The following is a 25,646-nucleotide window of genomic DNA, read 5'->3' as shown; positions in this document are numbered from 1 at the left end:
AATGGATTTCGTACAGATATATAAAGAGTTATACCCGGCTGTGGCCCAGATTTATCTTGAGGGCATTCAGACGGGTATGGCTACTTTTGAGACCCAAGTGCCTACCTGGGAACACTGGGATCAAAATCACCTTCCGTTTGGCAGAATCGGCCTTTTTTGTGAAGGAAAACTGAAAGCTTGGGGAACATTGACTCCGGTTTCGAAACGAAAAGCTTATGCAGGAGTAGCCGAGGTAAGCGTGTATGTTTCAAGTGAGGCACAAGGGAAAGGATGTGGAACTTTAATACTCGAAAAACTTATAGAAATAAGCGAGCAGCATAACATATGGACGCTGCAATCGGGCATAATGAGCCAAAACCTCGCAAGCATAAAACTGCACGAGAAATGTGGTTTCCGAACCATAGGTTTTAGAGAAAAAGTAGCGTTGCTAAATGGCGTTTGGACCGACAATACTTTAATGGAAAGGCGGTCAAAAATAGTGGGGGTTTAAAACAAAATATATGCTTTTTGAAAAAATAAAAACTGAAATAGAAAACTTAGATTTTTCGAGTATTCCGGCGGAAAGGAAGACACTTTTGCAGGAGTTTGCGGGCTATATTCGCTATAAAAAAGCGAATCAGAAGGCCATTAATTTGAATTTTATTTGCACCCACAATTCCCGCAGAAGTCACCTGTCTCAAGTGTGGACTCAGGTAATGGCCGCCTACTACAAAGTACCGAATGTATATGGCTATTCTGGAGGAACTGAAGCAACCGTAATGTATCCAGTAGTGGGTGAAACGCTTGTAAGTCAGGGTTTTGAATTATTAAAGCTCTCGGAAAGTAGTAATCCGGTTTATGCTCTTAAATATGGTGAAAACCTGGCTCCAATTATTTGTTTTTCCAAAAAATACGACGATGCTTTTAATCCCAAATCCGACTTCGCAGCCATAATGACCTGCTCAAATGCTGACCAAGGTTGTCCGCTGGTATTGGGTGCCGAAGCACGATTCCCTATAAAATTTGAAGACCCCAAAGCTTCAGACAATACCCTTCACCAAAAACAAACGTATCTGGAGAGAAGCCGCCAAATCGCTACCGAAATCGGGTATGCGTTTTCTTTGGTTTGAGATAGGTAATTTTTGTTTAAATAGTTATGTGAAAGAGCTGCATAGCTAAATTTTTTTTAAGATTTTAATCTGATTTATGCAGCTTTAAATTACTGAAAGTCAGTACTTCAGTTCTAATAAATTTAATAAATTTAGTCTTTCGACTACTCTCAGGGTAAATTGATGTGCTAACTTAATTTAAGTTCCTGACTTATTGCAATTTAAGCTCTCAATATAAAGTCCAAATAATCAAAACGGGTTAAAGTTTCATTTTTTGCAATCCACATTCGATTTTTCCATTAGATAGAATACTTAGTTTTTTTTTTAAAAAGCAAACCAATCCTAGTAATATTATATAGATATTTTTCATTTATAATAGTCTCTTTTATAATTAAGGAGCAAAATGGGGATACATATTTTTTTTCTCAACTATGAAAGTAATTTGCTATTAATATTGAGAATAAATTTTCAAAAAAAACCGAGGAAAATCTATGTTTCACAATATTTACAAACCACACCCCGCCCTCCTAGAATATGTGAATAATATCATGGTGTTTAGGTTTGAACTAGATCCATATTTGCCACGTCCTGAGTTTTCTTTTCCTCCCTTGCCAGAGCAGTGTCTATATTTTTATCCGTTTGAATCACCAGATAGCGAATATCTCACCTTAAATAAAAAAGTAAAATTGGCTAAAAATATAGTGGTTGGTCCTCAAGTAAACCGAATTAAACTAAAAATGCACCATTCAAACTTTACAGTTAAAGTTGGTTTTCAGCCTGGAGGTTTATATCGGTTAATGGGCGTTTCTATGAACGAGTTTCCTTTGGATGAGTCTTTGGATAGTGCATATGTTTTAGATAAAGAGATTAGTAGTATTAACGAGCAAATGGCCGAAGTTCAAAACCCCGATAAGTTAAAGGAAATCATTGAGGTCTTTTTGATTAAAAAGCTAAAAGTTTTAAAAAATAGGCTACCAATAGATCAGGTTTTACCTCTTGTTTTAAAAGAAAATGGCCTAGTTCATGTAGACCATATTGCAGAACTTGCTTGTGTGAGTAGCAGACAATTGGAGCGATTGTTTTTACAAAGGGTTGGAGTTTCACCAAAGTTTTTTGTAAGGCAGTGCCGTTTTGCAAAAGCATGGGTTATGAAAGAAAATTTGCCCAATCTTAAATGGACACAAATTGCTCATTCTTGTGGTTATTTTGATCAGATGCATCTTATAAGAGATTTTAAAGTATTTTGTGGTGTTTTACCTAAAGTAATCGAAAATGAGTTTAATGCCGCTCCTTTTTTGCTAAAAAATCAAGTTTTTTATTAATTGGAATATCTAATAATCATTAAAAATGAAAGTTTTTCCTAGTTCGATACTTGTCGTATTTGTACTATTTTAAAAATTAGTTTGCCTTTAATTTTGTGTTAGATTAATGTATAAAAATTTACGATTATGAAACACTTAATTTTTCCTATTTTAATAAGCACAAATATGATTTTTAGTGAAAAAGGTAAAACCGATGAGGCTGAGGTTGAAAAACAGATCGATGCTTTGATTGCGAGTTGGAATAACCACAACTACGACGACATATCTAACTATGCTACTGAAGACTGTGATTGGGTAAATGTGGTGGGTATGTGGTGGAAAAACCGAAATGAGGTACAGTATGCTCACCAAGTATTTCATAATGGAATGTTTAAGAATGTAAAACTCACCAAAAAAAGCATACACTTTAGGTCTATTGCCAAAGACGTGATGGTTGTACATCTTTTGCAGCGTGTTGGTGCTTACACTACGCCTAGTGGTTCAATATATCCAGAAGCAGACAATATGAAGTTAATGGTTTTTGTGAAAAAAGAAGGAAACTGGCTTTTAACTGCCGTAGAAAATGTGGTAGTGGTGGAGCAAGCACAAATGAGTAATCCTATTAATAATATGCCCAAAAGAAACTAAATTTTGTCGATTTTTTACCACTAAATTCAGTTTAAATACTTGAATCTTTGTAGCGGAACATGAATTAAAACTTTAAAAAAAGCTTAACAAATGAAACGCAGAAATTTTATTCAGGCTACATTGGCCACAGTACCAGCAGCGGTCATTTATGACAAATTTCCGGCAAAGAGAAATAAAAAAGGATTCAAGGTAAATGCTGGAAAAGACAGGTTTGATCAGCCAATAAAATATCGGGGAATAAATCCAAATGATGTAAAGGTTTCGTCTAAAGATACTGATGGACAACTCACCTTATTGGAATATGTTGGATATGAAAAGATTGGCCCCCCGCTTCATGTGCATTTTGATCAAGACGAAATATTTTATGTAGTTGAAGGAGAGTATTTGTTTCAGATTGACACAGAACGTATGACTTTGGTAGCTGGAGATACGGTCTTTTTGCCTAGAGCAATACCTCACACTTGGTTGCAATTGAGCGAAAAAGGCAAATTACTCTACCTTTTGCAGCCTTCGGGTCAGATGGAGGAGTTTTTTAAAAAAATGAATGAGTTAAAAGGTCCTCCATCCCAAGAATTAATTCAGCAAATTCATTTGGCACATGGAATGAAAGTAATGGGTCCGCCAATAACGCTCTAAGAATTCAAAGTTTGTGTATCGAATATTTAAACATAGATATATGCCTTTTTTTTATGATTTGATTCCAAGCCTCGCATTGCGGCAACACGTCAGGATGTATCGGTTTATGCATTTGGCATTTACCGACAGGACCCTGCCGCCTGCCAAAGCATATCCGCCTCGACCAGAAGTAACTTTGAGTTTTTATCCAAGAGACTCCGAAAAAGTAAGTTATGAAGATGGCCGAGTGCTACCTTCTGTGCGGTCGGCACTCATTGGGCAGCAAAGTGTGGTGAGCCACAGGTATGTCGGAAAAGAGTTTCTGATGGTACAGATTGTCTTTCAACCTGGTGGGCTGTATCGGATGACTGGCATTCCAACAATTGATTTGAATAATCAGTATTTTGATGCAGAAGCGGTTTTGGGCAATGGAGCAAAGGCTTTGAACGAACGTCTGAGTAGTATCGAAGATTACCCAAAGATGATTCCAGTTGTAGAAGAGTTTTTGTTGGGGATGGTCAAAAAATCAGCCTACGAAATTCGCCCGATTGATAAAGTGGGAATCGCTATGCTCCAGAATGTCAATCATTATTCTCTTGATTGGTTGGCAAAAGAAGCATGTTTAAGTGCAAAACAATTTGAACGAAATTTTAACGAACGAATCGGTATCAATCCAAAATATTTTGCTCGAATAATCAGGTTTGATAAGGCTTTTAGGTTAAAAAATGCTATGCCAAATAAAGATTGGCTCAGTATCGCTTTGGACTGTGGGTACTATGATTATCAACATTTGGTAAGAGATTATAAAGAGTTTACAGGCATGACCCCCGCTAATTTTTATGAGCAAGATACTCAATCGCCCGAGCGTAAGTTTGGAATTGTGGAGGTGTGATCCTGTGCCTTCGTTGTTTATTCAAATTCGTGGAGTCTTCCCATTTTTGTTTTTTAAGCCTTGTTTGAACTACTATTATTGACGTGAGTGAAAACGACTCCGAGGGGAAGGCTTTGTATATGTTAGATAGGTACCTTAAGTATTTATAAATCGAAACATAAGAAATATCTATGTCTTGAAATACACAATCAATATTGTTAAGATATTGATTATAAGTATTTTAGTAAATTATATACACATGAAATATAGGGTCTTGAAATATTTTCTTTTTTTAATGTTTTTTAGTAGCTGTCTTATTGTATTTTCTCAAGGAAATCAGCCAACAAATTCTGTTACCATTACACCGAACGCCAACACGACCGATGTAAAAGGTAACATTAAAGCAAGCGGATTAGTAGAAGGGGGGAGTCTTAGGGTGAATAGCTTGGCTACTGGAAATCAGTTTGCAGCAAACCCTATATATGCAGATGTTTCTGGAAACTTAATAACTGGTTATAAAATAGGCTTTTATAGTATTCCTCATGCAGCTTTTCAGCAAAGCTTCTCAGTTTTTGGTGAAACGAATGCGGTTCAACCATTTATTATTTTTTACTCAGAAGATTTACTGGTACCGTTTGTATTAGGCCAATATTTTGCAATAATAGCACCACTCCAAGTACCACATAAAAGCAAGTTAGAAAATATAAAAATCGGTTTTTCATTTGGAAGCAACACGCCTAAGTCATTACGAGTCAGAATACGAAAGTCTTCTTTTGATGGCACATCTTCGGCAATTATCGCCGATTTTAATACAATAACATCTGTAAACTATCAAATTGTTGTGTCAAATGCATCTTTAAATCTGATTGAGATTGATAATCAAAACTATTATTATTCTCTTATAATTTTTCCTACTACTGATTGGGAGTTATTGAATTTACGAGGCGTAAGCATAGAATATCGAGATATGTAATAGATAATAATTATTTTGCTATGAAGAATCTACTCATAATTTTTTTTCTTTTTCAAATTGTTTGCTTCGCCCAATCTTCCACCATTTCAAGCAGCAATTTGCAGATTCCGAGCTTAAATAGTTCGCAGATAAATGCTATCGTTTCTCCACAAAAAGGCATGATAGTTTTTGATTATGAACTGAAAACCTTACGCACCTTTGTTGGTACAAAATGGGTAAGTGGAAATACCCAAAGTTCCAATTTTGAAAGTCAAAATATGGCACTTTTCAGAGGAAACGCCAACAATAACGATAATGTTTTTGATATGAAAACCGATGCCAACGGCAATGTATATGTGCTGACAACCTACCGTGGTACGGTAACTTATGGCAGTCAGACATTTACCAATAGCCACCCGATTGCCTCTTATGTGGCTTTGGTGAAATTTAACGCCGATGGGCAAATACTTTGGGCAAATGATTTGGGAAATGGTACGAGCTATGGGCCTTTGTCAATCGACAATGTTGGAAATGTATTTGTAGGAGGTAATAAGTTTTTGGCAAATGGTTTACGTGATAATACCAATGATTTGCCTTTTTCTAAGCCAACTTTCGCTCCAAACGGCAATGCCTATGGCTATCAAAGAATCGATGGTTATAGCCAAACTATCAATAATATCACTTTTGGTTGCCCAAATGGAACAAACCCACCAAACAATAATGGAGTATTTGCCTACGATGTCAATAAAAACCTACTTTGGGTAAAATATGCCTGTGCAGGCGATATTTTTATTGATGGAACGTTTACTGATGCTGCCAATAATTGCTATTTCACGGGTTACTTTTATAATGGAAGTTTTGATTTTTCGGGCGGAACAGACCCCACGGCTGTTCTCTCAACTGTCAATATAAAACACTTTGTGGGGAAAATAACCGCTAACGGCACTTTTCAATGGATAAAAACATTTCAAAACCTTAAAGCTAATGCTATCGATGATGCTATTACGCATGTCTCACTTCACAGAATTGATGCCGAAGGTAATCTGATACTTTTGTTGGGTTTCAATGCTAATGACCTCTATTACAATGAGAGTGTTATTGTAAATGCCAATTCTTGCGTTAGCCCTCAAAACTATATTGCTTACGGAAATGCAATCGAGCTTAAAATCAACCCTTCAAATGGTTTTTTGAATTCAACTCAACAAGGTTTTTCAAATGCTGGGTACTATTCAGAGCAACAAACCATGATTACTAATGACAATATCTACAATATCAAAGCTTTGCCCTGCCCACTAAGTAATGAAGTCTGTCCACCAATTCTTCCGCAAGCCATTATTCTCAAACGAAATAAAGCCAATGAGGTTATCTGGGCAACTAAAACAAAAGCAACGCTCAATGCAATAGCCACTAGCAGAGGGAAATCTGTCTGGATTGCAGGAAGTTTTACGACTGGGAACCTCACTTTTGGGTCAGTTTCGCTCACCACTTCTCAAGCAAACTCTATGTTTTTGCTGAGAATAAAAGAATAAACGCCATGAAAAAACTATTGATATATCTAACATTAAACATCATAATAAACTCCTTTATCGGGGGCTGGGGCGACCGACGCTTCGGGGCTTTTGGGCAGGGCGTTTTTGAACCCAACAATATGCGTTTGCCGAGTCTAACGAGTAACCAAGTTTTGGCAATCAGTTCTCCGCAAAAAGGCATGATGGTTTTCGATACCGATGCGAAATGTATCAAATATTTCAACGGCACCGAATGGATTTGTACGAGTTCTACCAAAGGCATTACACCAAGCAACCAATCAGCCAAGCGAATCGGGAATAATTCAAACGATGATATTGGGGTAAGCATAGCCACCGATGCAGCTGGAAATGTCTATGTTGGAGGAAGTTTTTATGCAACCGCCACTTATGGGAGCTATAATTTTACCTCTTACGATGCCGTGCTTCAACAATATACCGAAGGTGTATTTATCATCAAATTTTCGCCCGAAGGCAGTATTCTTTGGGCAGTTTCGGAAGTAGGGGCTTCGATGATAGATTTGGAAGTAGATGCCTACGGAAATATCTATTTTGCTTATTTTCAACAATATGCCACAGCTCCGAATAACATTGTTCACGTAAATCGCATCCAACGACGCAACGCCAACGGTACTTATGGTTGGCGAGTGGATTATACTGATTTTGTGCAAGTAAAAGAAATTGGCGTTTCCAACGGACTCATGATTTTTGTAACGGGCATTTATACAACTTCTGTTGGTTTCAATACCGCAACGTTGAATCAAATCGGGCAAGATGATATTTTTATCTTGAAATTATCTTCGCTTGATGGTAGTGAAATTTGGGCAAAACGTGCAGGTGGAATTGCCAACGACCGCCCCGAAAGTCTCGAAGTTGAGGGCGAAAATTTTTATCTTACGGGCAGCACCAATGGCTCGGCCAATTTTGGCAATAATGCCACGACCCATAATGTAACTACCATACTTCAAAACGATGCTTTTATTGTAAAATATGATACCGATGGAAATGTGATTTGGCAAAACCGAATCGGTGGAAACAGCGATGACATTGGTCGTGATGTAGCCGTTGATAATCAGGGAAATGTCTATTTGGTTGGCACTTACGGTGGTTCGGCGTTATCGGTCGATAATTATTTCAATACTACCCAAGACCCCGATGGTTTGGCCAAAGGGGCGTTCATTGCCAAGTTTTCATCGACTGGAGTTTTAGCTTGGCTCAATCATGCTGGCCGAACCAATGAAGAGGGCGTAGTTTTTCTGAATGTCTCGGCCAATAATTCGGGGAATTGTGTGGTGGCGGGAGCCTTTCAGAAATGTGTTAGTTTTGGTACAAACGACCTCACTACGTTTGGGAAATTAGATATTTTCATTGCCAAATATGATTCCGAAGGAAAAATTGATTGGATAACAAAAGGTGGAGGAGCAAATAACGACCGATGTCTGAGCATCGCTTACACACCCAGCGGAATCTATGCCACTGGTTATTTCTTACAGTCGGCCTCACTGGGTGGAACATTACTAACTTCTACAACTGGCTCACAAAGAGGATTTTATATCTACAAAATCAAAGAATAAAACCATGAAAAAACTAACATTAATTTTCCTTTTATTTAGCTTCTTAGCTCCCCCATCGGGGGCAGGGGAGGCTTTAGCACAGTCCATCACCATTACACCTGGTAATGCAGGAAATATCCAAATTCCTTCGATGAGCATCAATCAAATCAAAGCCATTGCATCACCACAAGCAGGAATGACAGTCTTTGATAAAACCGTTAATTGCCTGAAAATCTATGATGGTACATCTTGGAAATGTACTAATCAATCACAAGGAAATAACTCTCCGATTCTCACACCTCAAAAAATGGGAGGCAATGGCAACAATAATGAAAAAGGCTACGAAGTTTATACCGATGTCAATAATAATATGTATCTCTCAGGTACATTTTTTCAGTCGGCAACCCTTGGAGATACCACTCTGACAGCCACGAATGTTGATGCGTTTGTTTCCAAATATAATGCAAACGGTCAACGCCTATGGACCAGGAAATTGGGCGTTAGTCAAAGTGCCGAAGGTATGGCAATAGTAGTTGACAATGTCGGAAATGTATACTTTTCAGGGAATTTTAATGGGTCATTTTCTTTAAATGGTAATACACTTAATTCGTTTGGAGAAAATAATTTTTTCTTAGTAAAATATAATGCAAATGGCATTGTGCAATGGTCGAGAAAAGGTGGAGCATCGCCATATACCTACGACAATAAAACCTTTGGTTATGGTTTGGCAATTGACGGTACTGGCAATATCTACGCCAGTGGAACATTTAGAGGAACATCCGTTTTCGGTAGTTTATCTCTCACATCTGTGTCGTCAAACTCAAATGTTTACGATGATATTTTCTTAGTTAAATACAGCTCGTCAGGAATAGAGCAATGGGCCAGAAGAGCAGGAGGAAACAGCCATGATGCAGGTCGAAAAGTAGCGATAAATGGCAGCTACGTGTATATAACGGGTATGTATATAAGTCCAGCCGATTTTGGCGGAAATACCATTACGGGCAATAATCAGACGGATGGTTTTGTGGCAAAATATGATTTGAATGGTACTTTTCAATCGGTTTTTCGTACACAATCGGTGGCGGGTTACACCAATATTGTGAATGATATAATTTTTGATGGATCTGGTAATCATTACATTACGGGCACTTATGCCTACGGTTCAACTTTTGGTAATGGCATTACGCTTACGCCAAACTTGAATGACTACGGCAATTTTTTTGTGGCAAAATTCAATAGTGTTGGTGTGGCTCAATGGGCCAAACAAACAAACGGTGGCGGAGAAGAAGAAGGTCGCAGCCTTGCGGTTGATGCCATTGGGAATGTCTATGTAGCAGCCAATTATACACTCGCCCCGTCGTTAGATGGCTATATGATAGTGCCTTCGCCCAATAGCAACAGAGATATTTTTTATGCAAAATACAGTACGGGCGGTGAACTCCAATGGTTTAAAAAGTCGGGTGGAGAATACGACGAAAGTGTCAATGCCATTGCTGTAGATGGATTTGGAAATCTCTACGCAACGGGTTTTTTTCGAGGAATTGTCTTTTTTGATGAGCAGTATTTACAAGCCAATAATTATTCTAATATCAATCCTTCGGGCGAAGATATTTTTCTATTAAGGATTTTTGAATAAGTATTAAAAAAGCTTAAAACTATGAAAATAAAACAGTTATATATATTCTTGTGCTTGTCTTTTGCAATCAAAACCCAAGCCCAATTTGCCAATGTTACTCAAAACAATGTGCATGTTCCGCAGCTAACAAACAGTCAGTTGGCTGCAATTCCTTCGCCTCAAAAAGGAATGCTAGCTTACAATCTAAGCACCAACTGCCTGAGTTATTATGACGGAAGCCAGTGGAAATGCTCCGATATTACTAAAAGTACTTCGGTTGCTAAAGCCACTATTTCTCAGCCGATTACAGGCGGTTTTTTGCATTATGCCCATGGTTTAGCGGCAGATAATGATTTTACTTACATAGCAGGTTCATTTTCTGGAACCAACATCAGTCTTTGTGATACCACACTAACAGCAACTGGTTCGTTAAATATGTATTTTGCCAAACTTAACTCTAAAGGTTGTCTAGTTTGGGCAAAGGCCTTCGGTACAAGTAGTTGGAATGAAGCCTACGATATCAAAACCGATGCCAGCGGAAACGTTTATGTAACAGGTCATTTTTCTGGAACTGTCAATTTCGGAAATGGTAACCTTACCGCGGCAGGAGGCTCGGATATATTTGTGGCAAAATATAGTTCAGCAGGTGTTTTGCAGTGGGTACAAAAAGCAGGAAGTAGCGATTCAAATTTTGAATACGGTTATGGTTTGTCTCTTGATGGTAGTCAAAACGTGTATATTGTCGGCTCATTTAGAGGGACTGCCAATTTTGGAGCTAACTCTCGCACTTCCGCAGGCGATGAGGATATTTTTGTTGCAAAATATGATAATGCCGGTAATATTCAATGGGTAAATACGTATGGGGGCAGTTATAAAGACATCGCCAAAGACATTGCCATAAACACAGCGAATGATGTTTTTGTGGTAGGAAATTTCAGTAGTGCATTTAGCTATGCTGGAAACGCCATCTCCCCACCTTATGTAGGAACCTCCGATGCTTTTATTGCTAAACATAGCATTAGCGGTACCGTCTCATGGGTAAAACGTGGTGGCGGTAATTATGCAGATACAGGTAATGCTGTTGCAGTTGATGGATCTGGAAATGCTTTTTTGGCAGGAGGTTTTGCAGACGTAGCAACTTTTGGCACAACGAATATTGTGGCAACCAACAGCTACCTGGATGCGTACATCGCAAAATTTAATTCAGCAGGAGCGAGCCAATGGGTTACAAAAGCAGGTGGGCAAGTGGACGATGAAGCAAAAGGAATTTTTATTGATGCCAGTGGTAATATTTATCAAACTGGCTATTATACAGGAACCGTCTTTTTCGGAACAAAACCACTTAATCCTTTCGGCACAAAAGATTATTTTATAGCCAAATATGATGAAACGGGAGCTTTTCTTTGGGTTAAAAACGGAGGGAGTACAGCCGATGACTTTGGCTCTAGAGTAGTTAAAGGTGGTTCAAAAATCAGGGTGTTTGGTACCTTTTCTGGTAAAGGATTCTTCGATAAGCTCATACTTTTTTCAGGAAGTGGAAATGCCAATGTTTTTTTGCAAAATTTGGATGAATAAATTAACCAATTATTTAAGTATCAGCCTCAGACAACACCCCACACCAAAAGCAAACGTATCTGGAGAGAAGCCGTCAAATCGCTACCGGAATCGGGTATGCGTTTTCTTTGGTTTGAGATAGATTTGGGTTATTATTTAGGAAGTTCTGACTATGTATTTATTTGGAAATAACCTAGAAACCGACATTTTCATTTGTTTCTGAAGAAACCACGAAATCCTTCTGAATAGACTACTTTTTTTGGTCGAAATAGTTGAACACATTTGTCCATTGTGCGAGCCTTCTTCTACTAAAGAGGGAAACGCCCAGTACATTTTTACAACTTTTTTGGCAATCAGTTCGTCCTGCCACCAATCTATTACATTGCTGCATTTATTGGTTTTTATCTCTTCTAAAATAGCCCGAGCGGCCGCATTGTCAATGATATATGCTGCGGTATGCCTGCAGTTGGTGGCTTGGTAAAGGTGCTTGCCTTTTTTGGTATCCCACACCGAGGGTTGTCTAAACGAAGTGTTTTCTAATGAAATAATAAAACCCGGTTTTAAATCCATCATTTCATTAATTACCTTAGAAAGTTTAGGCTTGAAATCTCCTAAAAAAAACGGGTCATTTTCGAAAATTAAGCCATATGGCAAACTGTCGTCCACTATGTTTTGGAACGCATAAATATGGTTTAATGTACACGACAAAACCCCTTCAGAAAGTTTGGATTTGATGTCTTTAACGAAATAGTCTTCGAGGTTGATTTTGTCGAAATTTTGTGGGTCACCATCCGTTACAAACTCAAACGACATATTCATTTTTCCGAAAAGTTCAATTATCCGTTTTTCGTGAAATTCGTATCCTTTTAGTGCATGAATTACATAGATGCCTTTGTTAAAAAGCTCCGTTAGAATCTGCGATTGCCTTTCCATACGCGGTTAAGTTTTATAGTTTTATGTTTAGGGAGTACACAAAACAACATAAGCCACCTTAATATTCGCTTAAGAACCAATTAATTTGTTTTTAACTTAGTTTTAACAAATAAAAACGGATACAAAAAGTATAAGATATAGCTTGAATAGTGAAGAGAGAGAAATTTGAGAATGGTCCTTTTTTTAGAAACGAACTCACAGCTGAATTAAGCCATTTCGAAGGGCAAATAGTACCAAGCCTACACGAGATTTTAATTCAAATTTGATGAATAAATTTTCTCTGTATCCGTCAATCGTTCTGGGCGAAAGGCACATTTGGTCTGCTATTTCTTTATAGGTAAGTTCGGAGCAAGCAAACTCTAAAAACTCTTGCTCACGTGCCTGAAAGACTATTTCAGATTTATTTGCAACACCATTTGGTTTTTGAAGACTTTTTAATAAAGTATTAGAAACAAGCTCACTGTGGTAGAAGCCTTTAATTTTAACTTCTTCTAGAGCAGTTTTGAAGTCTAGGGTTTCGGTATCTTTTAGTAAGTAACCAATTGCTCCACACCTTAACATATGAATTATTGACTCCTCATTATCTTCAATAGAAAGTGCCAATGTTTTAATAGTTGGATAATTTTGAGCCAAATATAATGTAGTTTCAAAGCCATTCATTTCTGGCATATTTATATCGATAAGAGCTATGTCCGGAGCGTCATTAAACTTTAGATGCTCTACAAATTCCTGCCCATTGGCTACATCAAATATAACTTTAAAACCGTCGAATTTATTTATGAGCTCTACAAGAGCATTGCGAATAAGATGGTGGTCGTCCGCTAAAGCAATGGTTGTCATAATGCATTAAAGGGGTATGTTTAAAATGGCTTTTGTGCCATCGGTTTTGCCTTTTTTGAAAACCAAAGTACCATTCATTAAGCTAGCTCTATGCAAGAGGTTTTTTAGTCCTGCTCCACTTTCGTAGCCATTTTTTTGTACTTTTTCCTTAAAGTCAAATCCAATGCCATCATCAACTAATTCCAAAATAAGCCATTGTGAAGTTTCTTCCAAGTTAACTTCAATATTTTTTGCTTTGGCATGCTTTAAAATATTTTGTAATAATTCTTGAAAAATCCTAAAAATCAATATTTCTATCTTTGTATCTAATGCTAAAATATCCAAATTACTATTAAATACGACCTTATAATTTCCTAGTTTTTTAACCCTATCAAGTTCAAAAGATATAGCTTTTTCTAAACCTTCATTCAGTATATTGTCACTGTTTAGGCTTTTAGACAAAGCCCTAATATCTGTTAATGCAGTATGTATAAATTCTTTGGAATCTTTGATTCTTATGTTTCCGGGCACTTCCTCCGCCAAGTTATTGAGTTGAATTTTGACCAAAGTAAGCATCTGCCCAACATTATCGTGTAATTCTCGACTGATATACTTCATCGTTGTGTCTTGAATCTCATTTTCGGCATTTACTATCTCTTGTTCAAACTGGGCTTTGAGGGTGGCTTTTTCGAGTTTGTGGGCTTGCTGGCGTTTTTGATGAATGAAGAAAAAGGAAATGATGAAGATCACTAAGAGCATCATTAAAAATGTCCCTGCCAATACTATGATGACGACTTCATTAAGTTCCGTTGACATATAAAACCGTAGGTGATAAGTGAGTAATAGAAAATATTAATAATGTGGTTGATGGAGAACATTTTTTTTGCAAGATCCAAATCTTTTTCTCTAATATAATTGATAAAACCTGACAAAAAGAAAAAGGAAGTATTGAAAAACAAAATGCCTGTGACAATCCAAAAGTGAGGATTGTTTAGTAAATCTAAATTTGAATTTAATAACTGCCTTAAATAAAGTATACTGAATATAGCATAAAATGCCATGGGTAGTAGGTAAAACTTAAAATTTTGTAAGGACGCAGAATTGTTTAAATAAAGGTCATATCCCAATATAATTAGGGCAATAATAGTTAAGATAAAAACAATTTTTTTTAAGTAAGATTCTTCTATGATTCTGTAAAAATATAGTCCAATTAGAACAGCTTCCAAAGGAGAATATATTTGATGAATAATGGGTACTATTCTTTTTTCAATTGATAAATTCTTATTGTAAAATCCTAAAAATTCAACAACTATAGAAAATAAGACCAGCAAGTAAATGATTTTGGTTTCTCTATTAAGTTTATAAAAAAACAAGGTGCCTACCAGAAAACAGACTGAAAGGACACCTAAGTAAATCAATAAGGTAGTCATTTTATTTATTGGCAACAGGTGGTGCCTTTGTCGCCGTAGAAATTGTTGTCTTTTTTTGAAATACCTTCAGGTGAAAATGCCTTTTTTCTTAATAAAGAGTCATTTGAAACAATTACAGTTGTGAAATTAGGGCTAAATAAACTTTCCTCGATCATAAAAGAAGGGTATAAAAAATATTTTTCAGCTCTTTTTTCTTTTATATATGCAATTGCAGAATCCAATGGGAAAATTACTCCTCCAAAAACGTTGTCTCTATGACCATATGCCCCAATTAATCCAGCAGCCTTTAATTTTTTATATGCTTTTTTGTAAATAGAAAAATCCTTTGAATCCCAACCATTGAGAGGAAAATCAGAAATTTCTTTTATCTCCTTCTTATCTTTATCTAAAGCGGATATTGCCATAGTAAAATTGTAAAATTTATTTGGTACAGATTCTTTAAATCCATATTTTAAATACAAAAATTCTACATCATAATCTTCACTATTTCTTAAATTATAAAGGATAGAATCTAACTTGGTGGAATCAATTGAAAAGTTAGTCGATTCATAATCGTAATAAACATCATATTTGAGAGCTGCCACTATCTTTTTTTTATCATCAATAATCATATTTTTGGCTTTTACAAAGCCTATTTCCTCATAAAATAATGCCCCAAATACTCCAGCTCCTCCTATAAAAAATGGGAGACTATTTAATATCAATTGTTTAAAATTTACCATATGTTCTTTTTCTTACAAAGAAGGAGCTTTAGAACTGCAAATCCTCCGTGAAAAACACCCTTTTTAAAAAGGGCAATATCCCTCTATAAAGCATCAAGAGCTTTGGCCACCTTTGTGTATCACCAAAGCAAGCAAGCCATGAAAATGAAAACTTACCCTGAAAGTAAAGAAATAATGTTTCTTAAAGCTGACATAAACTATACAGAGTTTCATTTAGTGGATGGACGAAAGATAGTTTCGTCGTACACTTTGAAAACATTTGTACAACAACACAGCAATTTTATAAGAATAAACAGAGGAACTCTTTTGAATCCTTCACACATAAAAACTATTGAGCGTGATGGCAACCGTGCCTGTATTTCGCTTTACAATGGCTCGCATTTGTGGGTCTCGAGGAGAAGAATGTATCATTTTAATATTTAACCCTAGTACTTATGAGAGCAATTTATTTATTCATTATGTTTTTTCTGATTGGGAAAGTTACTTGTGGCCAAGACTTGGAGGTGACAGGTAAAATTAAATCTAAAACTATTGACCCCACAGGACTCACCAATCCCATTGTGAAAATAAATTCTGATGGAACTTTGGCGGCAGCATCGGCAAATGATTACCTATTTGAACCCTATATTAAGTGCCCTGGCGATACCTTGTATATCAGTACTAATAATTACTTGATAGTACCGGGTCTATGTGCCGCCAATCCTACTCCACTTTCCGTTCAAGCTAGGTTAGATACGGCAGAAACACCTTTTCAAATTTATCAAAGCAACAACTTACTTTTAGATTCTCTCTATGGCAAAACTTATGAGGGTGGGCTTATATTTTATCTAAATACAACTACAGGAACAGGAATGGTTTGTACGGATAATGACATTTTGAATCAGGCAGGAGGCTCCAGCCATTGGGGATATTGGAATTTCATGGGCTCATTGACTGGCGTAAGTACTTCTTCAAGCAATGGTGCTGGTCAGGCTAATACAACAAATATAATGACAAAATATAATTCCGAAAGTTTCGCATATATAAATGATTTTGCCGCAAAAAACTGCAATGATTTAATAATAAATGGGAAATCTGACTGGTATCTTCCAAGTAATGACGAGTTGATAGAACTCTTTAATAACCTTTACAATAACCCAATTGTAACTTCCGGGAACTTTAATCAAAGTCAATATGGAGTTATCTATTGGAGCTCAACAATCGGCCCAGGAGGCTTTTATGGACATAGATTTGGAGAGGTCCCACCTGCTCCAGGAATTACTCGAATTCAGGTTGCTGCTGATTATCAACATTTCCCACCTACTGAATTCAATATTCCTTCATTAAAGGTAAGAGCAGTTAGGAGTTTTTAAAATGGAGCTAAAATAGTTGAGTTAAACTTTGATATACAAATTAAAGTTTTTCACGAATTATTTAATAAGATGTTGAAAAATGCACTGACTTTTTTGATACATATGATTCATTTTCGAACGGTAAAACTAATAACTGACTACCCTTTTTGAAAAGGGAATAATAATTTGTTCTGGTAATGATCTTGAGATAGAATTGAAGTGTGGAAAATTCAAGAAAATAAGTAGACGTCAAAAAAAGGTATTAATCAACTTTGAAAATATAAACTATTTAAAAAATGAAGAAATTAAAAGAATTATTGGCTCTAGGTATATGTGTATTCCTTTGCAGTTTTAATACAAATGCCCAAACCACCCGCCGTGTAAACGGAGACCCAAATATCACCGGCGTAAATGTCTATAACACCATACAAGCCGCCGTAGATGCTGCGAATACGGATGATGTGATATTGATTGAGCCGTATGGAAATAGCAATTATGTATACTACTCTAGCGTGGAAACTTCAAAGCGAATACATTTTAGAGGAAATGGATTTAATTTAAATAATCCACAGTTGAGCTTTAAACCTTTAGATACTCGTACTGTTCAATTAGGTAATATAACCTTTAAAAATGGAAGTGAGGGTAGTACTGTAAAACATGCAAGAACAGGTACTATTTATGTAAATGAATCGAATATTTCAATTGAAGATTCTTATTGCCACTCTATATGGATTGGGAATCAATTTGATGAATCTATATTAGTTTCAGAAGGTACAAATTTAAAAGTACGAAGGTGTTTAGTTGGGTATAATGGTGTTAATGAAACTATTAGAGAATATAGAAATAATGGATCCCTTACTTCTACTAATTTGCTCGTAGAAAATTCAGTTTTATTTGGAATACTTTTTTCTGGTGGAGGCGTAAATAATGTGATTTCAAACTCCATATTTAAGAATTGTCAGATTTATGGAAATATAACTGAAGTAATTACTAGTAGTTTTGTGAATTGTATTTTTCAAGGTATTGAATATACTACAAGTTCAAATATAAGTTACTGTATTAGCTTCCACTCACTGCCAAATTCAAATAATAATATCTCTAATGCAACTTACGACCAGATATTTAGCGGTACTAGTTACTCAACTACAGACTATCAAGGTGATTTAGACAGAGTTTTAAAAAATGGCTCAATTGCTTCTGGAGCAGGAATGAATGGTGTGGATATAGGAGTTTATGGGAGTGTAAATCCGATTACATTTTCTGGTCTACCTCGTTATCCACAAATCACAACTTTTTATAATTCAGGTGTTGGTGACAATACCACCAACATCTCCGCCACCGCCACTTTTAAAGCCAATTAATCATGAAAAAGATTTTACTTTTACTATTTATAAGTTCTGTAGCATTTGCCCAGTCCAACATCACCAAAGTAGAATACTTTATAGACGTAGACCCCGGCGTAGATAACGCCACTAACGTGCCCATCACGGCGGGGCAAGCCGTCACGGCTAATTTTAATTTCCCCGTCACGAGTTTGTCAGATGGCTTTCACTTACTATCCATTCGGGCAAAAAATGCGGACAATAACTGGAGTGCCACTACTTACCGTCCTTTTGTGAAATTTAATCTGAGCGTTGGTTCGGGCAGCACACCCGCAGATATTGTAGCTATGGAGTATTTTGTAGATACAGACCCCGGCGTGGGCAACGGTACGGCCATTCCCATCACGGCGGGGCAAAGCGTTGAGAACGTAACCTTCAACTTTCCAGTTACGAGTTTAACAGATGGCTTTCATTTGCTTTCCATTCGGGCAAAAAATGCAGATAATAACTGGAGTGCTACTACGTATCGTCCATTTGTTAAGTTTAACCTGAGCGGTGGGTCGGGAAGCATGCCCGCAGATATTGTAGCTATGGAATATTTTGTAGATGCAGACCCCGGCGTGGGCAACGGTACAGCTATTCCTATCACGGCGGGGCAAAGCGTAGACAATGCTATGTTTAACGTAGATGTGATTGGCTTGTCTAACGGTATTCACTTGTTGTCTGTCCGTGCCAAAAACGCCAATAATCAGTGGAGTTCCACCACGGTAGATGCTTTCACTAAGAAAGACAATATTGTTTCTATCGGGAGTGTTCCTGCTGCCTTTTGTAGAGAAACTGCCTTTGATGTGCCTTTTGTAGTATCAGGTACCTTTGGGGTAAATAATGTATTTACGTTGCAACTTAGTAACGCATCTGGTGATTTTACATCTCCAACCGTATTGGGGACATTTACTGGAAATACGTCAGGTACTATAAATGCCTCTATTCCAGCAGGCATTACAGTAGCTCCTGGTTATCGCCTTAGAATAGTAGCTTCTGACCCTACAGACGATGAACAACCCATCAAAGTGTTTGAGGTACTCGCCATTTGTCCGCCGCCCTGTACCACCTCACTCACACTCCAAAGCACCGCTGACGATTACAGTTCGGGTATCGTGCTGAAAGAGGTCAGCAACACCACCGGAATCATGGAAGCAGCCAATAAAATTACGGGCAATGCCAAGGTTACGTATATTGCTGGACGTTCGGTGATTTTGAAACCTGGTTTCACAGCTGCCAATGGTACTGTTTTCCTGGTGGAGATGGGTGGATGTAGTAATTAGCTACAAAGACCTTAAAGATTAAAATCCATAGATAATTAAAGATTTATAACGAGTAATTCTTTTTGAAATCTCACAATTAATCTAATTAAATAATACCCACAATTATATTAAAAAATACACTACCCCTCTTTTTCTTTCATTCCAATAAAAATACTGTCTAGACAGTATTTTATTATCAGATTAATCGGAGCAAATTTGTAAAGATTTCGAATGTAGATTATAGGAAATACGAAAATTTGTTTCGAAGTTTATTTATAAAACCCAATAATAAACCCAAGATGGAAGACACAAAGATATTGATTGCCGATGATCATCATCTTGTAGCTGAAAGCCTAAGCATGCTTTTAGACTCTGTGCCAGGGTTTACAATTGTGGGTGCAGTAAACAACGGATGGCAAGCCCTTAGTTTCCTTGAAAAAAATGAAGTTGACATTGTGTTGGCAGACTACCACATGCCGCTGCTCACTGGCATAGAGATGACCATGAAAATGAAGGAGACTTCGCCCAACACAAAAAGCATTATACTTACCATGAGCGAAGACGCCGCTCTCATTAAGGAAGCCCTAAAAGTAGGAATATACGGATACGTAATAAAAAGTGCAGAAAAGCCCGAGCTTATAAATGCTATTAAAACTGTAGCCAAAGGCGAAAAATATTTTAGTGAAACCATAGTTAGAAAACTCGCGGAAATACCAGAATTAAATAGCCCAAATGGCAAAACACGCATTGAAGACGTAAACCTGCTCACAAAGCGTGAAATAGAAATACTAAAACTAGTATCTGAAGACCTCAGCAACATAGAAATAGGCGAACGCCTTTACATAAGCAGCACCACAGTAGAAACACATCGACGAAACCTTATGAAGAAATTGGGGGTGAATAGTGCGATTGGATTGATGAGGTGGGGGCTTAGGAATGGGGTGGTGGGAGTTTAATTATAAATCTAAATATTTCTTTAATTACAAAATAAAAACAATATGGCAATCATTAAACTTACCGGAGAGTTAAGACCATCCTCTAAATTAAACGACGGTTATTATTTTGAAAATGGACACTTTTTTTATCTTCCTTCAGATGGCACTGGAATGTGCAAACTTATTGGATTAGAAAGTAACCAAATCTTGAATTTCACTAAGCCAATTCCTGATGCGAATGGCAGTTATTCGCCAGTAACAATTGAAATTGATGATCAAGAGCAATGTTACTTTAAAACAGCTGTTAATACACTTGAAGAAGGATTTTCAATTTCTGACGTTCTTGCATATGATGAAGATTTAGCAAAAACTTATACACCAAACGGTCATAGTTTTTGGGCATAAATGAATATTTCAGCTTTAAATATAACTGACTATTTATTGTCAAAAAAATGGGAGAATGAGTTTGAAAGTCTAAATACTTTTTCAACTGATTTTGGGGAAACTTATAATTTCGACATAAAGAATATTAGAAATACTTTATTGAAATTAAGTATCAAAGATCAAAATTTTTTCATAAAACAGCCTAAGTTTTTTATTTCAGGTACATCTTGGCCAATTATTAATGAAGCAAAATTTTTTGAATTAAATAAACATTTAGATTTTAACAATATTTCTTTTTTTTATGATGACATAAATAGGGTATTAGTTATGGACTGCCTTAGGAGAAATAAAAACCTTAGATCTAGTTATAAAGATTGTGTAGAAGAAGCAGTTATTCATTTATCTAAAATGCATGAAATTTATAGTTTAAATGGGAAAAATAGGCAAAAAATCAACGAGTTCGTATTATATAATGGCCTAAACAACTTAAATCACTACCAAACATTTCTAAACCAAATTAGTTTTGGAATTCATTCTGATTTATTTCTTGATGAGGTAGTTTTTCTAAAAATATATAAGGAAAAGAGTCCTGAATTTCGGCCATTGTTGTATAATCTTATCCGTTCTAAAGAAGTGTTAGGTGCTTTTAATGAACTAAAATCGTTAGACAAAACCAACTGTTTAATTCATGGTGATATAAAATACAACAATATTGGTTTTAAAGGCGAAGAATTGAATTTTTTAGATTTTGAATTAGCTGGTCCCGGTGATAATTCATGGGATTTGGCTTGCCTTATAGAAGACACTTTAGCAATTTTATATCGTAAAGAGAATAATATTAAAAAGCTCGAAATTTTACAAAGTATTATTAAAAATTATTCTTTCGAAAGGGACATTTCATTTATAGAAAGATTATTTAAATTTTGGGGATTGAAAAAACTTGAAAGATTAAGGTATGCTGACTTTACTTTGCAAGAATTTAGGAAGCATATTTATGAAATTGAGGTTTTGCTAACGAAAAACGCAATCTGTGCTAGCAAATATCAAAGTAACAATCCAGATTTTTTAATGTAAAACAGAGGTTTATGAACATTGAAAAAATTTATGAAATTTTCCAAATATTGGATGTAGAATTCGCCACAATTAACTGGAAAACCATTTCGACGGCGGAGCTAATTTCATATAAAATAAAGTTTAAAAAAAAGATATATAAAATATATGTAAATCCGAATCTTAACCTAGATATAAATTATTCGTTTGACGAATTAGTAAAAATTAAAAAAGCAAATCTTAGATGTTTGGAAAAATACGTTAAGATTATAGGAAATCAAATATTTTGGAACAAGGGATGGCAATTTGAGGATTCTTCGCGGAATTTTTCACAAATTTTAGGGCAATATTTACTTTTTAAAGGTGGAGAATATAGACTGGTCTCACCGATGGATTTCATTTCAAAAAGGAAAAATACTTCAGATGGCACCGAAGTAGTGGATGTTAGAGTATGCCTTTTAGAAGGAGATGAAAATTCGGATTGGTTTTTTATTAACGGCGAAAATATACTTGGTGAGAATTCAATTTTAAGAATCTATTTTAATTTTATATTTACTCCAGAAGAATCAGGTTTTGATAAAATTTGTATTGTTATAGCAAGGCTAGTTGATGAACTAAATAATAGAGTTATTCCTTTCAAGTTGAAGTTGTCTCCTTTCAATGGAAATAGGTCGGACTCTGCTGTATTATACTTTCAGAGAACAAATATGTATGCAGTATTTTATGTAATTAATAAATTGTTTAATCAAAATCAGGCAAGAAACCCAAATAATACATTTCATAAATTTTTAAAGATTTTTTCTTCCAAAATTTTTAGGTCACAAACAGAAACTTACTTTAATCCAGCCTCAATATTAAACACTAATATACCTCTATTTACTAAAAAATTATTTAATGGAATTGGTTTTGCTGAAGATATAGGACAGGGAAAAGAAAGTTTTGGCGAAAACATTTCAGAGGTTATTGCGAGTCTGTACCAAAAATATAAATTAAATACAACTGAATTTGAATTATCTAAAGAACTTAGCCAAATTGGACTAAATCATGATGAATTGTATAGAAATCCCTACACTAGTTATCCATACGATTTTTCACTTTTAGAAAATCCTTCGAATGAAAAGCCATTTAATATTGAAATTAAAAGGTTTACATATTTTAAGTATGCTTTTTTCGCTGGAAAGTTGATTGTTAAAAATGTAATTTTAACTTTTGAAAATGGAAAAAGAAATTTAAATTGGATAAGTCCAGAAATGAATGACATTAATGATTTTTCATATAAATTTGTTGATAATTCATTTTTATCAGGTCGACTAGGTATTGCATTCTTTTTATTTTCTCTTTTTGAGAAAATCCCAAATGAGATAATTTTTAAATCAATAACAATAGATATTTTAAACCAATTATCTGTAAATGAATTTGAAGGTTTTGAGTTAGATTGTTTTAACTATTTAGAAAAAAAGACCAATGGATTAAGTGCAGCATTAAACACACCAGTATTTATTGATAGTTTTAATATTGATTCGATTGTTAGAAGTATAAAACGAAGAAAAGTTTATGATAATGAAAAAAATATTGCAATAAACCCTACAATAAAAAATGGCTTTTCTGGTATTGGACTTCATATACTCAATGATTCAGAATATTTTCCTCAATATTTGGATAACATTTTAGCTCAAATAATGGAAGACTTACAAGTTAGTAGTATTTAAATTATTTTGATTTATTACAAGAATTTTTACTTGAGTCCCAGGATTCAAATTATTTATTTCAGATGTAAATTTCCAAGGATATTCAATTCTATTAAAACTTTGGAATTCCTTTTTCAAGTTAGCTTCCTTTGAAAAACCAACTCCGTTATCTTCTACAACTAGGTAAATTTCAGATACTGAACGAAATATTAAATTTACTTTAGCCTCGGAAGCTTTAGAGTGTTTTATTATATTATTTATTAACTCTAAGGTTATTGTATATAAGTCTAATGAAGTTTTTTTACTTACATTTAATGAATCTCCCGAATAAAAAAAATCAAATTTTATTTCTTTATTTTCATTGATTTCATTGATGAATTTATTTAATGAACCGATCAAGCCAAGTTTTTCAAATGCGGCTGGCGATAAATTGTGAGAAATATTTCTTACTTCCTGGTAAGCAGTTCCCATCATTACTTTAATGCTATCATATATTTCTTTTTCTTTCGAGGTCAATGCTTCTGAATTAAGTGCTTCAAGTCGCCATTTTAAAGCCGAGAGTGTACTTCCAAGATTGTCATGTAGTTCTGATGCCACTCTCTTTCGTTCAATCGTTTGACCCTTAAATAAAGCTTCAGTTATCTCAAAGTTTTTCTTTATTAGTTCTTTGTTGGCCTCTGAAAGTTCTTCGGTTCTTTTTTTAATTTTTATTTCCAAATTTTGGTTAAGATCCTCTATTTCTAGTTTTTGGCATTCGATAAATTTTTTTTTCTTTTTTATGGCGTTATTTAAAAATAAAGTCAAAATAATAATTACTAAGGCCATTAATACACTGCCAAATAGAATTTTATTTTGATTTTCTTTTATTTTTACTGAGGTGTTAAGACCCTCTATTTTAAATAATTGTTTCTCATTTTCATAATCAAGATTCATAAATCTGACTAATTGATTATTTTTAACAGAATCTTCTTTTAAACTAATTTCTGAATATAGCTTATAATAGTTTAAGGCTTCTTTTTCATTGCCAAGCTTATCGTAAATTTGAGAAAGAGTTAGAGATACATCTTTTATCATTGATTTGTTCAAAGAATTAGATTTAAAAAAAGCAATTTTGGCACTTTTTAGAGCCTTTTTTAAGTCATTCTTTTTAAGATAAATAACTGCTATTTCATTATTAACAAAAGCTGATTTATCCAAATAACCATCCTCTATTACCAATGCTTTATTAAATCTTATTAGAGCTTCGTCAAATTTATTCAGTTCAACATAAACTTTCCCAACATTAATGAGTGAAGCATTAATTAACTTTGGATTATTTGTTTTTTTACTCCATTTTTCACATTCTAAGAAGTATTTTAATGCCTCACTATACTTGTTTTGATCAAAAAACAAAACTCCAAGATTATTAATGCTTAATGCATAATCTTCGTTTGAGCCATATTTTTTACATATCTCTGTATGTTTTTTGAAGTATAAATAAGATTGTTTAAAGTCATTTAATGACAAATAATCACTTCCAATCTCTGCTGTTAATAATATTTGTTCATTAATAAGTTTAAGTTCTTCAGCAATGGCTAAGGCTTTTAAATAATTTTCTGTTGCTTTTACAGACAAAGATTGCGATGAATAGTAATTACCTATAAGTATGTACGATTTGACCTTTCCTTTCTTAAAATTTCTTTTTTGTGTTAAACTCAAAGCTTCTTTTCCAAAGTAAAAAGAGGAATCAATTTTTTTCTTCCTATACTCTTCCCCGATATCGCAAAATAAATTCACCCTCAAAGTATCCTTTGCAAAAGACTTTCCCTCCTCTGGTAATTTCGCCAAAACTCTCTTTAAACTATCCAATTTTGAGTTCGCCTGACCAAAAACCAAAGAACCAAAAAATAAGAAAAATAAATAAATAATGACTTTCTTCATAAAACAGGTTTAGTAGCGTGAATTTAAGAAAAATTTCATTATTGAAGGTGGTTTCTACTGTCCAAACAGTACCCAGATCTCTGAA

General features: G+C 35.1%; 24 protein-coding genes. 19 read left to right on the top strand and 5 right to left on the bottom strand.

Annotated features, from left to right (window positions below; translation table 11 throughout):
* The first annotated feature begins 1 nt into the window (after position 1).
* From ACFOOI_RS11605 to ACFOOI_RS11555, 11 genes are all read left to right on the top strand, one after another.
* The gene (locus tag ACFOOI_RS11605; protein WP_379838140.1) at positions 2-490 is read left to right on the top strand and encodes a GNAT family N-acetyltransferase; all 489 of its coding nucleotides are present in this window, start codon (positions 2-4) and stop codon (positions 488-490) included.
* A 10-nt stretch (positions 491-500) separates the two neighbouring features.
* On the top strand, positions 501-1,109 hold the full coding sequence (locus ACFOOI_RS11600; RefSeq protein ID WP_379838139.1) for an arsenate-mycothiol transferase ArsC: 609 nt from the start codon (positions 501-503) through the stop codon (positions 1,107-1,109).
* Positions 1,110-1,579: 470 nt separating this feature from the next.
* Positions 1,580-2,410, top strand: a complete 831-nt coding sequence (locus tag ACFOOI_RS11595) for a helix-turn-helix domain-containing protein (RefSeq protein ID WP_379838138.1) — start codon at positions 1,580-1,582, stop codon at positions 2,408-2,410.
* Between the two features lie 126 nt (positions 2,411-2,536).
* The gene (locus ACFOOI_RS11590; protein ID WP_379838137.1) at positions 2,537-3,037 is read left to right on the top strand and encodes an SgcJ/EcaC family oxidoreductase; all 501 of its coding nucleotides are present in this window, start codon (positions 2,537-2,539) and stop codon (positions 3,035-3,037) included.
* A 90-nt stretch (positions 3,038-3,127) separates the two neighbouring features.
* Entirely contained in the window at positions 3,128-3,673 is a 546-nt protein-coding gene (locus ACFOOI_RS11585; protein WP_379838136.1) for a cupin domain-containing protein, read from the top strand.
* Between the two features lie 40 nt (positions 3,674-3,713).
* Entirely contained in the window at positions 3,714-4,544 is an 831-nt protein-coding gene (locus ACFOOI_RS11580; RefSeq protein WP_379838135.1) for a helix-turn-helix domain-containing protein, read from the top strand.
* A 253-nt stretch (positions 4,545-4,797) separates the two neighbouring features.
* A complete protein-coding gene (locus tag ACFOOI_RS11575) occupies positions 4,798-5,496 on the top strand; it encodes a hypothetical protein (RefSeq protein WP_379838134.1) in 699 nt (232 codons plus the stop codon).
* Between the two features lie 20 nt (positions 5,497-5,516).
* Entirely contained in the window at positions 5,517-7,004 is a 1,488-nt protein-coding gene (locus ACFOOI_RS11570; protein WP_379838133.1) for a hypothetical protein, read from the top strand.
* Between the two features lie 5 nt (positions 7,005-7,009).
* Positions 7,010-8,575 carry an SBBP repeat-containing protein gene (locus tag ACFOOI_RS11565; RefSeq protein ID WP_379838132.1) on the top strand — a complete coding sequence of 522 codons (1,566 nt, stop codon included), beginning with the start codon at positions 7,010-7,012 and terminating at the stop codon, positions 8,573-8,575.
* A gap of 4 nt (positions 8,576-8,579) precedes the next feature.
* Positions 8,580-10,190 (top strand): hypothetical protein, encoded by a 1,611-nt coding sequence (locus tag ACFOOI_RS11560; RefSeq protein WP_379838131.1) that lies wholly within the window; start codon positions 8,580-8,582, stop codon positions 10,188-10,190.
* A gap of 21 nt (positions 10,191-10,211) precedes the next feature.
* Positions 10,212-11,744, top strand: coding sequence for a hypothetical protein (locus ACFOOI_RS11555; RefSeq protein ID WP_379838130.1), 1,533 nt, complete (start codon positions 10,212-10,214; stop codon positions 11,742-11,744).
* 135 nt (positions 11,745-11,879) lie between these two features.
* Here ACFOOI_RS11555 and ACFOOI_RS11550 read toward each other — a convergent pair whose 3' ends face one another.
* The 4 genes from ACFOOI_RS11550 to ACFOOI_RS11535 all read right to left on the bottom strand — a co-directional run bounded on the left by ACFOOI_RS11550 (position 11,880) and on the right by ACFOOI_RS11535 (position 15,627).
* Positions 11,880-12,656, bottom strand: a complete 777-nt coding sequence (locus ACFOOI_RS11550; RefSeq protein ID WP_379838129.1) for a glycosyltransferase family 25 protein — start codon at positions 12,654-12,656, stop codon at positions 11,880-11,882.
* A 195-nt stretch (positions 12,657-12,851) separates the two neighbouring features.
* Entirely contained in the window at positions 12,852-13,496 is a 645-nt protein-coding gene (locus ACFOOI_RS11545; RefSeq protein ID WP_379838128.1) for a response regulator, read from the bottom strand.
* Positions 13,497-13,502: 6 nt separating this feature from the next.
* A complete protein-coding gene (locus tag ACFOOI_RS11540) occupies positions 13,503-14,291 on the bottom strand; it encodes a sensor histidine kinase (protein WP_379838127.1) in 789 nt (262 codons plus the stop codon).
* Positions 14,292-14,910: 619 nt separating this feature from the next.
* The gene (locus tag ACFOOI_RS11535; RefSeq protein ID WP_379838126.1) at positions 14,911-15,627 is read right to left on the bottom strand and encodes a hypothetical protein; all 717 of its coding nucleotides are present in this window, start codon (positions 15,625-15,627) and stop codon (positions 14,911-14,913) included.
* A gap of 138 nt (positions 15,628-15,765) precedes the next feature.
* On the opposite strand from ACFOOI_RS11535, the gene ACFOOI_RS11530 reads away from it, so the two are divergent.
* From ACFOOI_RS11530 to ACFOOI_RS11495, 8 genes are all read left to right on the top strand, one after another.
* On the top strand, positions 15,766-16,050 hold the full coding sequence (locus ACFOOI_RS11530) for a LytR/AlgR family response regulator transcription factor (RefSeq protein ID WP_379838125.1): 285 nt from the start codon (positions 15,766-15,768) through the stop codon (positions 16,048-16,050).
* 11 nt (positions 16,051-16,061) lie between these two features.
* Positions 16,062-16,979 carry a hypothetical protein gene (locus ACFOOI_RS11525; protein ID WP_379838124.1) on the top strand — a complete coding sequence of 306 codons (918 nt, stop codon included), beginning with the start codon at positions 16,062-16,064 and terminating at the stop codon, positions 16,977-16,979.
* Positions 16,980-17,275: 296 nt separating this feature from the next.
* Positions 17,276-18,319, top strand: a complete 1,044-nt coding sequence (locus tag ACFOOI_RS11520; protein ID WP_379838123.1) for a hypothetical protein — start codon at positions 17,276-17,278, stop codon at positions 18,317-18,319.
* A 2-nt stretch (positions 18,320-18,321) separates the two neighbouring features.
* Positions 18,322-19,605, top strand: a complete 1,284-nt coding sequence (locus ACFOOI_RS11515; RefSeq protein ID WP_379838122.1) for a 3-coathanger stack domain-containing protein — start codon at positions 18,322-18,324, stop codon at positions 19,603-19,605.
* Positions 19,606-19,883: 278 nt separating this feature from the next.
* On the top strand, positions 19,884-20,540 hold the full coding sequence (locus tag ACFOOI_RS11510; protein WP_379838121.1) for a response regulator: 657 nt from the start codon (positions 19,884-19,886) through the stop codon (positions 20,538-20,540).
* Positions 20,541-20,582: 42 nt separating this feature from the next.
* Positions 20,583-20,924, top strand: a complete 342-nt coding sequence (locus ACFOOI_RS11505) for a hypothetical protein (protein WP_379838120.1) — start codon at positions 20,583-20,585, stop codon at positions 20,922-20,924.
* Positions 20,925-21,977, top strand: a complete 1,053-nt coding sequence (locus ACFOOI_RS11500; protein ID WP_379838119.1) for a phosphotransferase — start codon at positions 20,925-20,927, stop codon at positions 21,975-21,977.
* Between the two features lie 11 nt (positions 21,978-21,988).
* Positions 21,989-23,662, top strand: coding sequence for a T3SS effector HopA1 family protein (locus ACFOOI_RS11495; protein ID WP_379838118.1), 1,674 nt, complete (start codon positions 21,989-21,991; stop codon positions 23,660-23,662).
* Here ACFOOI_RS11495 and ACFOOI_RS11490 read toward each other — a convergent pair.
* Positions 23,642-25,561: a tetratricopeptide repeat-containing sensor histidine kinase gene (locus ACFOOI_RS11490; RefSeq protein ID WP_379838117.1), complete on the bottom strand. Its 1,920-nt coding sequence runs from the start codon at positions 25,559-25,561 to the stop codon at positions 23,642-23,644. The two genes, ACFOOI_RS11495 and ACFOOI_RS11490, sit on opposite strands and share 21 nt — an antisense overlap.
* Between the last annotated feature and the right edge of the window lie 85 nt (positions 25,562-25,646).

Origin of the sequence: Lacihabitans lacunae (genome assembly GCF_042649125.1) — a bacterium.
Classification (GTDB): Bacteria; Bacteroidota; Bacteroidia; order Cytophagales; family Spirosomataceae; genus Leadbetterella; species Leadbetterella lacunae.
This window is presented reverse-complemented; position numbering and strand designations above follow the sequence as displayed.

Coding starts and splice junctions, on each gene's coding strand:
- ACFOOI_RS11605 (WP_379838140.1), top strand. CDS start 2: ATGGATTTCGTACAGATATATAAAGAGTTATACCCGGCTGTGGCCCAG.
- ACFOOI_RS11600 (WP_379838139.1), top strand. CDS start 501: ATGCTTTTTGAAAAAATAAAAACTGAAATAGAAAACTTAGATTTTTCG.
- ACFOOI_RS11595 (WP_379838138.1), top strand. CDS start 1,580: ATGTTTCACAATATTTACAAACCACACCCCGCCCTCCTAGAATATGTG.
- ACFOOI_RS11590 (WP_379838137.1), top strand. CDS start 2,537: ATGAAACACTTAATTTTTCCTATTTTAATAAGCACAAATATGATTTTT.
- ACFOOI_RS11585 (WP_379838136.1), top strand. CDS start 3,128: ATGAAACGCAGAAATTTTATTCAGGCTACATTGGCCACAGTACCAGCA.
- ACFOOI_RS11580 (WP_379838135.1), top strand. CDS start 3,714: ATGCCTTTTTTTTATGATTTGATTCCAAGCCTCGCATTGCGGCAACAC.
- ACFOOI_RS11570 (WP_379838133.1), top strand. CDS start 5,517: ATGAAGAATCTACTCATAATTTTTTTTCTTTTTCAAATTGTTTGCTTC.
- ACFOOI_RS11565 (WP_379838132.1), top strand. CDS start 7,010: ATGAAAAAACTATTGATATATCTAACATTAAACATCATAATAAACTCC.
- ACFOOI_RS11560 (WP_379838131.1), top strand. CDS start 8,580: ATGAAAAAACTAACATTAATTTTCCTTTTATTTAGCTTCTTAGCTCCC.
- ACFOOI_RS11555 (WP_379838130.1), top strand. CDS start 10,212: ATGAAAATAAAACAGTTATATATATTCTTGTGCTTGTCTTTTGCAATC.
- ACFOOI_RS11550 (WP_379838129.1), bottom strand. CDS start 12,656: ATGGAAAGGCAATCGCAGATTCTAACGGAGCTTTTTAACAAAGGCATC.
- ACFOOI_RS11545 (WP_379838128.1), bottom strand. CDS start 13,496: ATGACAACCATTGCTTTAGCGGACGACCACCATCTTATTCGCAATGCT.
- ACFOOI_RS11540 (WP_379838127.1), bottom strand. CDS start 14,291: ATGTCAACGGAACTTAATGAAGTCGTCATCATAGTATTGGCAGGGACA.
- ACFOOI_RS11535 (WP_379838126.1), bottom strand. CDS start 15,627: ATGGTAAATTTTAAACAATTGATATTAAATAGTCTCCCATTTTTTATA.
- ACFOOI_RS11530 (WP_379838125.1), top strand. CDS start 15,766: ATGAAAATGAAAACTTACCCTGAAAGTAAAGAAATAATGTTTCTTAAA.
- ACFOOI_RS11525 (WP_379838124.1), top strand. CDS start 16,062: ATGAGAGCAATTTATTTATTCATTATGTTTTTTCTGATTGGGAAAGTT.
- ACFOOI_RS11515 (WP_379838122.1), top strand. CDS start 18,322: ATGAAAAAGATTTTACTTTTACTATTTATAAGTTCTGTAGCATTTGCC.
- ACFOOI_RS11510 (WP_379838121.1), top strand. CDS start 19,884: ATGGAAGACACAAAGATATTGATTGCCGATGATCATCATCTTGTAGCT.
- ACFOOI_RS11505 (WP_379838120.1), top strand. CDS start 20,583: ATGGCAATCATTAAACTTACCGGAGAGTTAAGACCATCCTCTAAATTA.
- ACFOOI_RS11500 (WP_379838119.1), top strand. CDS start 20,925: ATGAATATTTCAGCTTTAAATATAACTGACTATTTATTGTCAAAAAAA.
- ACFOOI_RS11495 (WP_379838118.1), top strand. CDS start 21,989: ATGAACATTGAAAAAATTTATGAAATTTTCCAAATATTGGATGTAGAA.
- ACFOOI_RS11490 (WP_379838117.1), bottom strand. CDS start 25,561: ATGAAGAAAGTCATTATTTATTTATTTTTCTTATTTTTTGGTTCTTTG.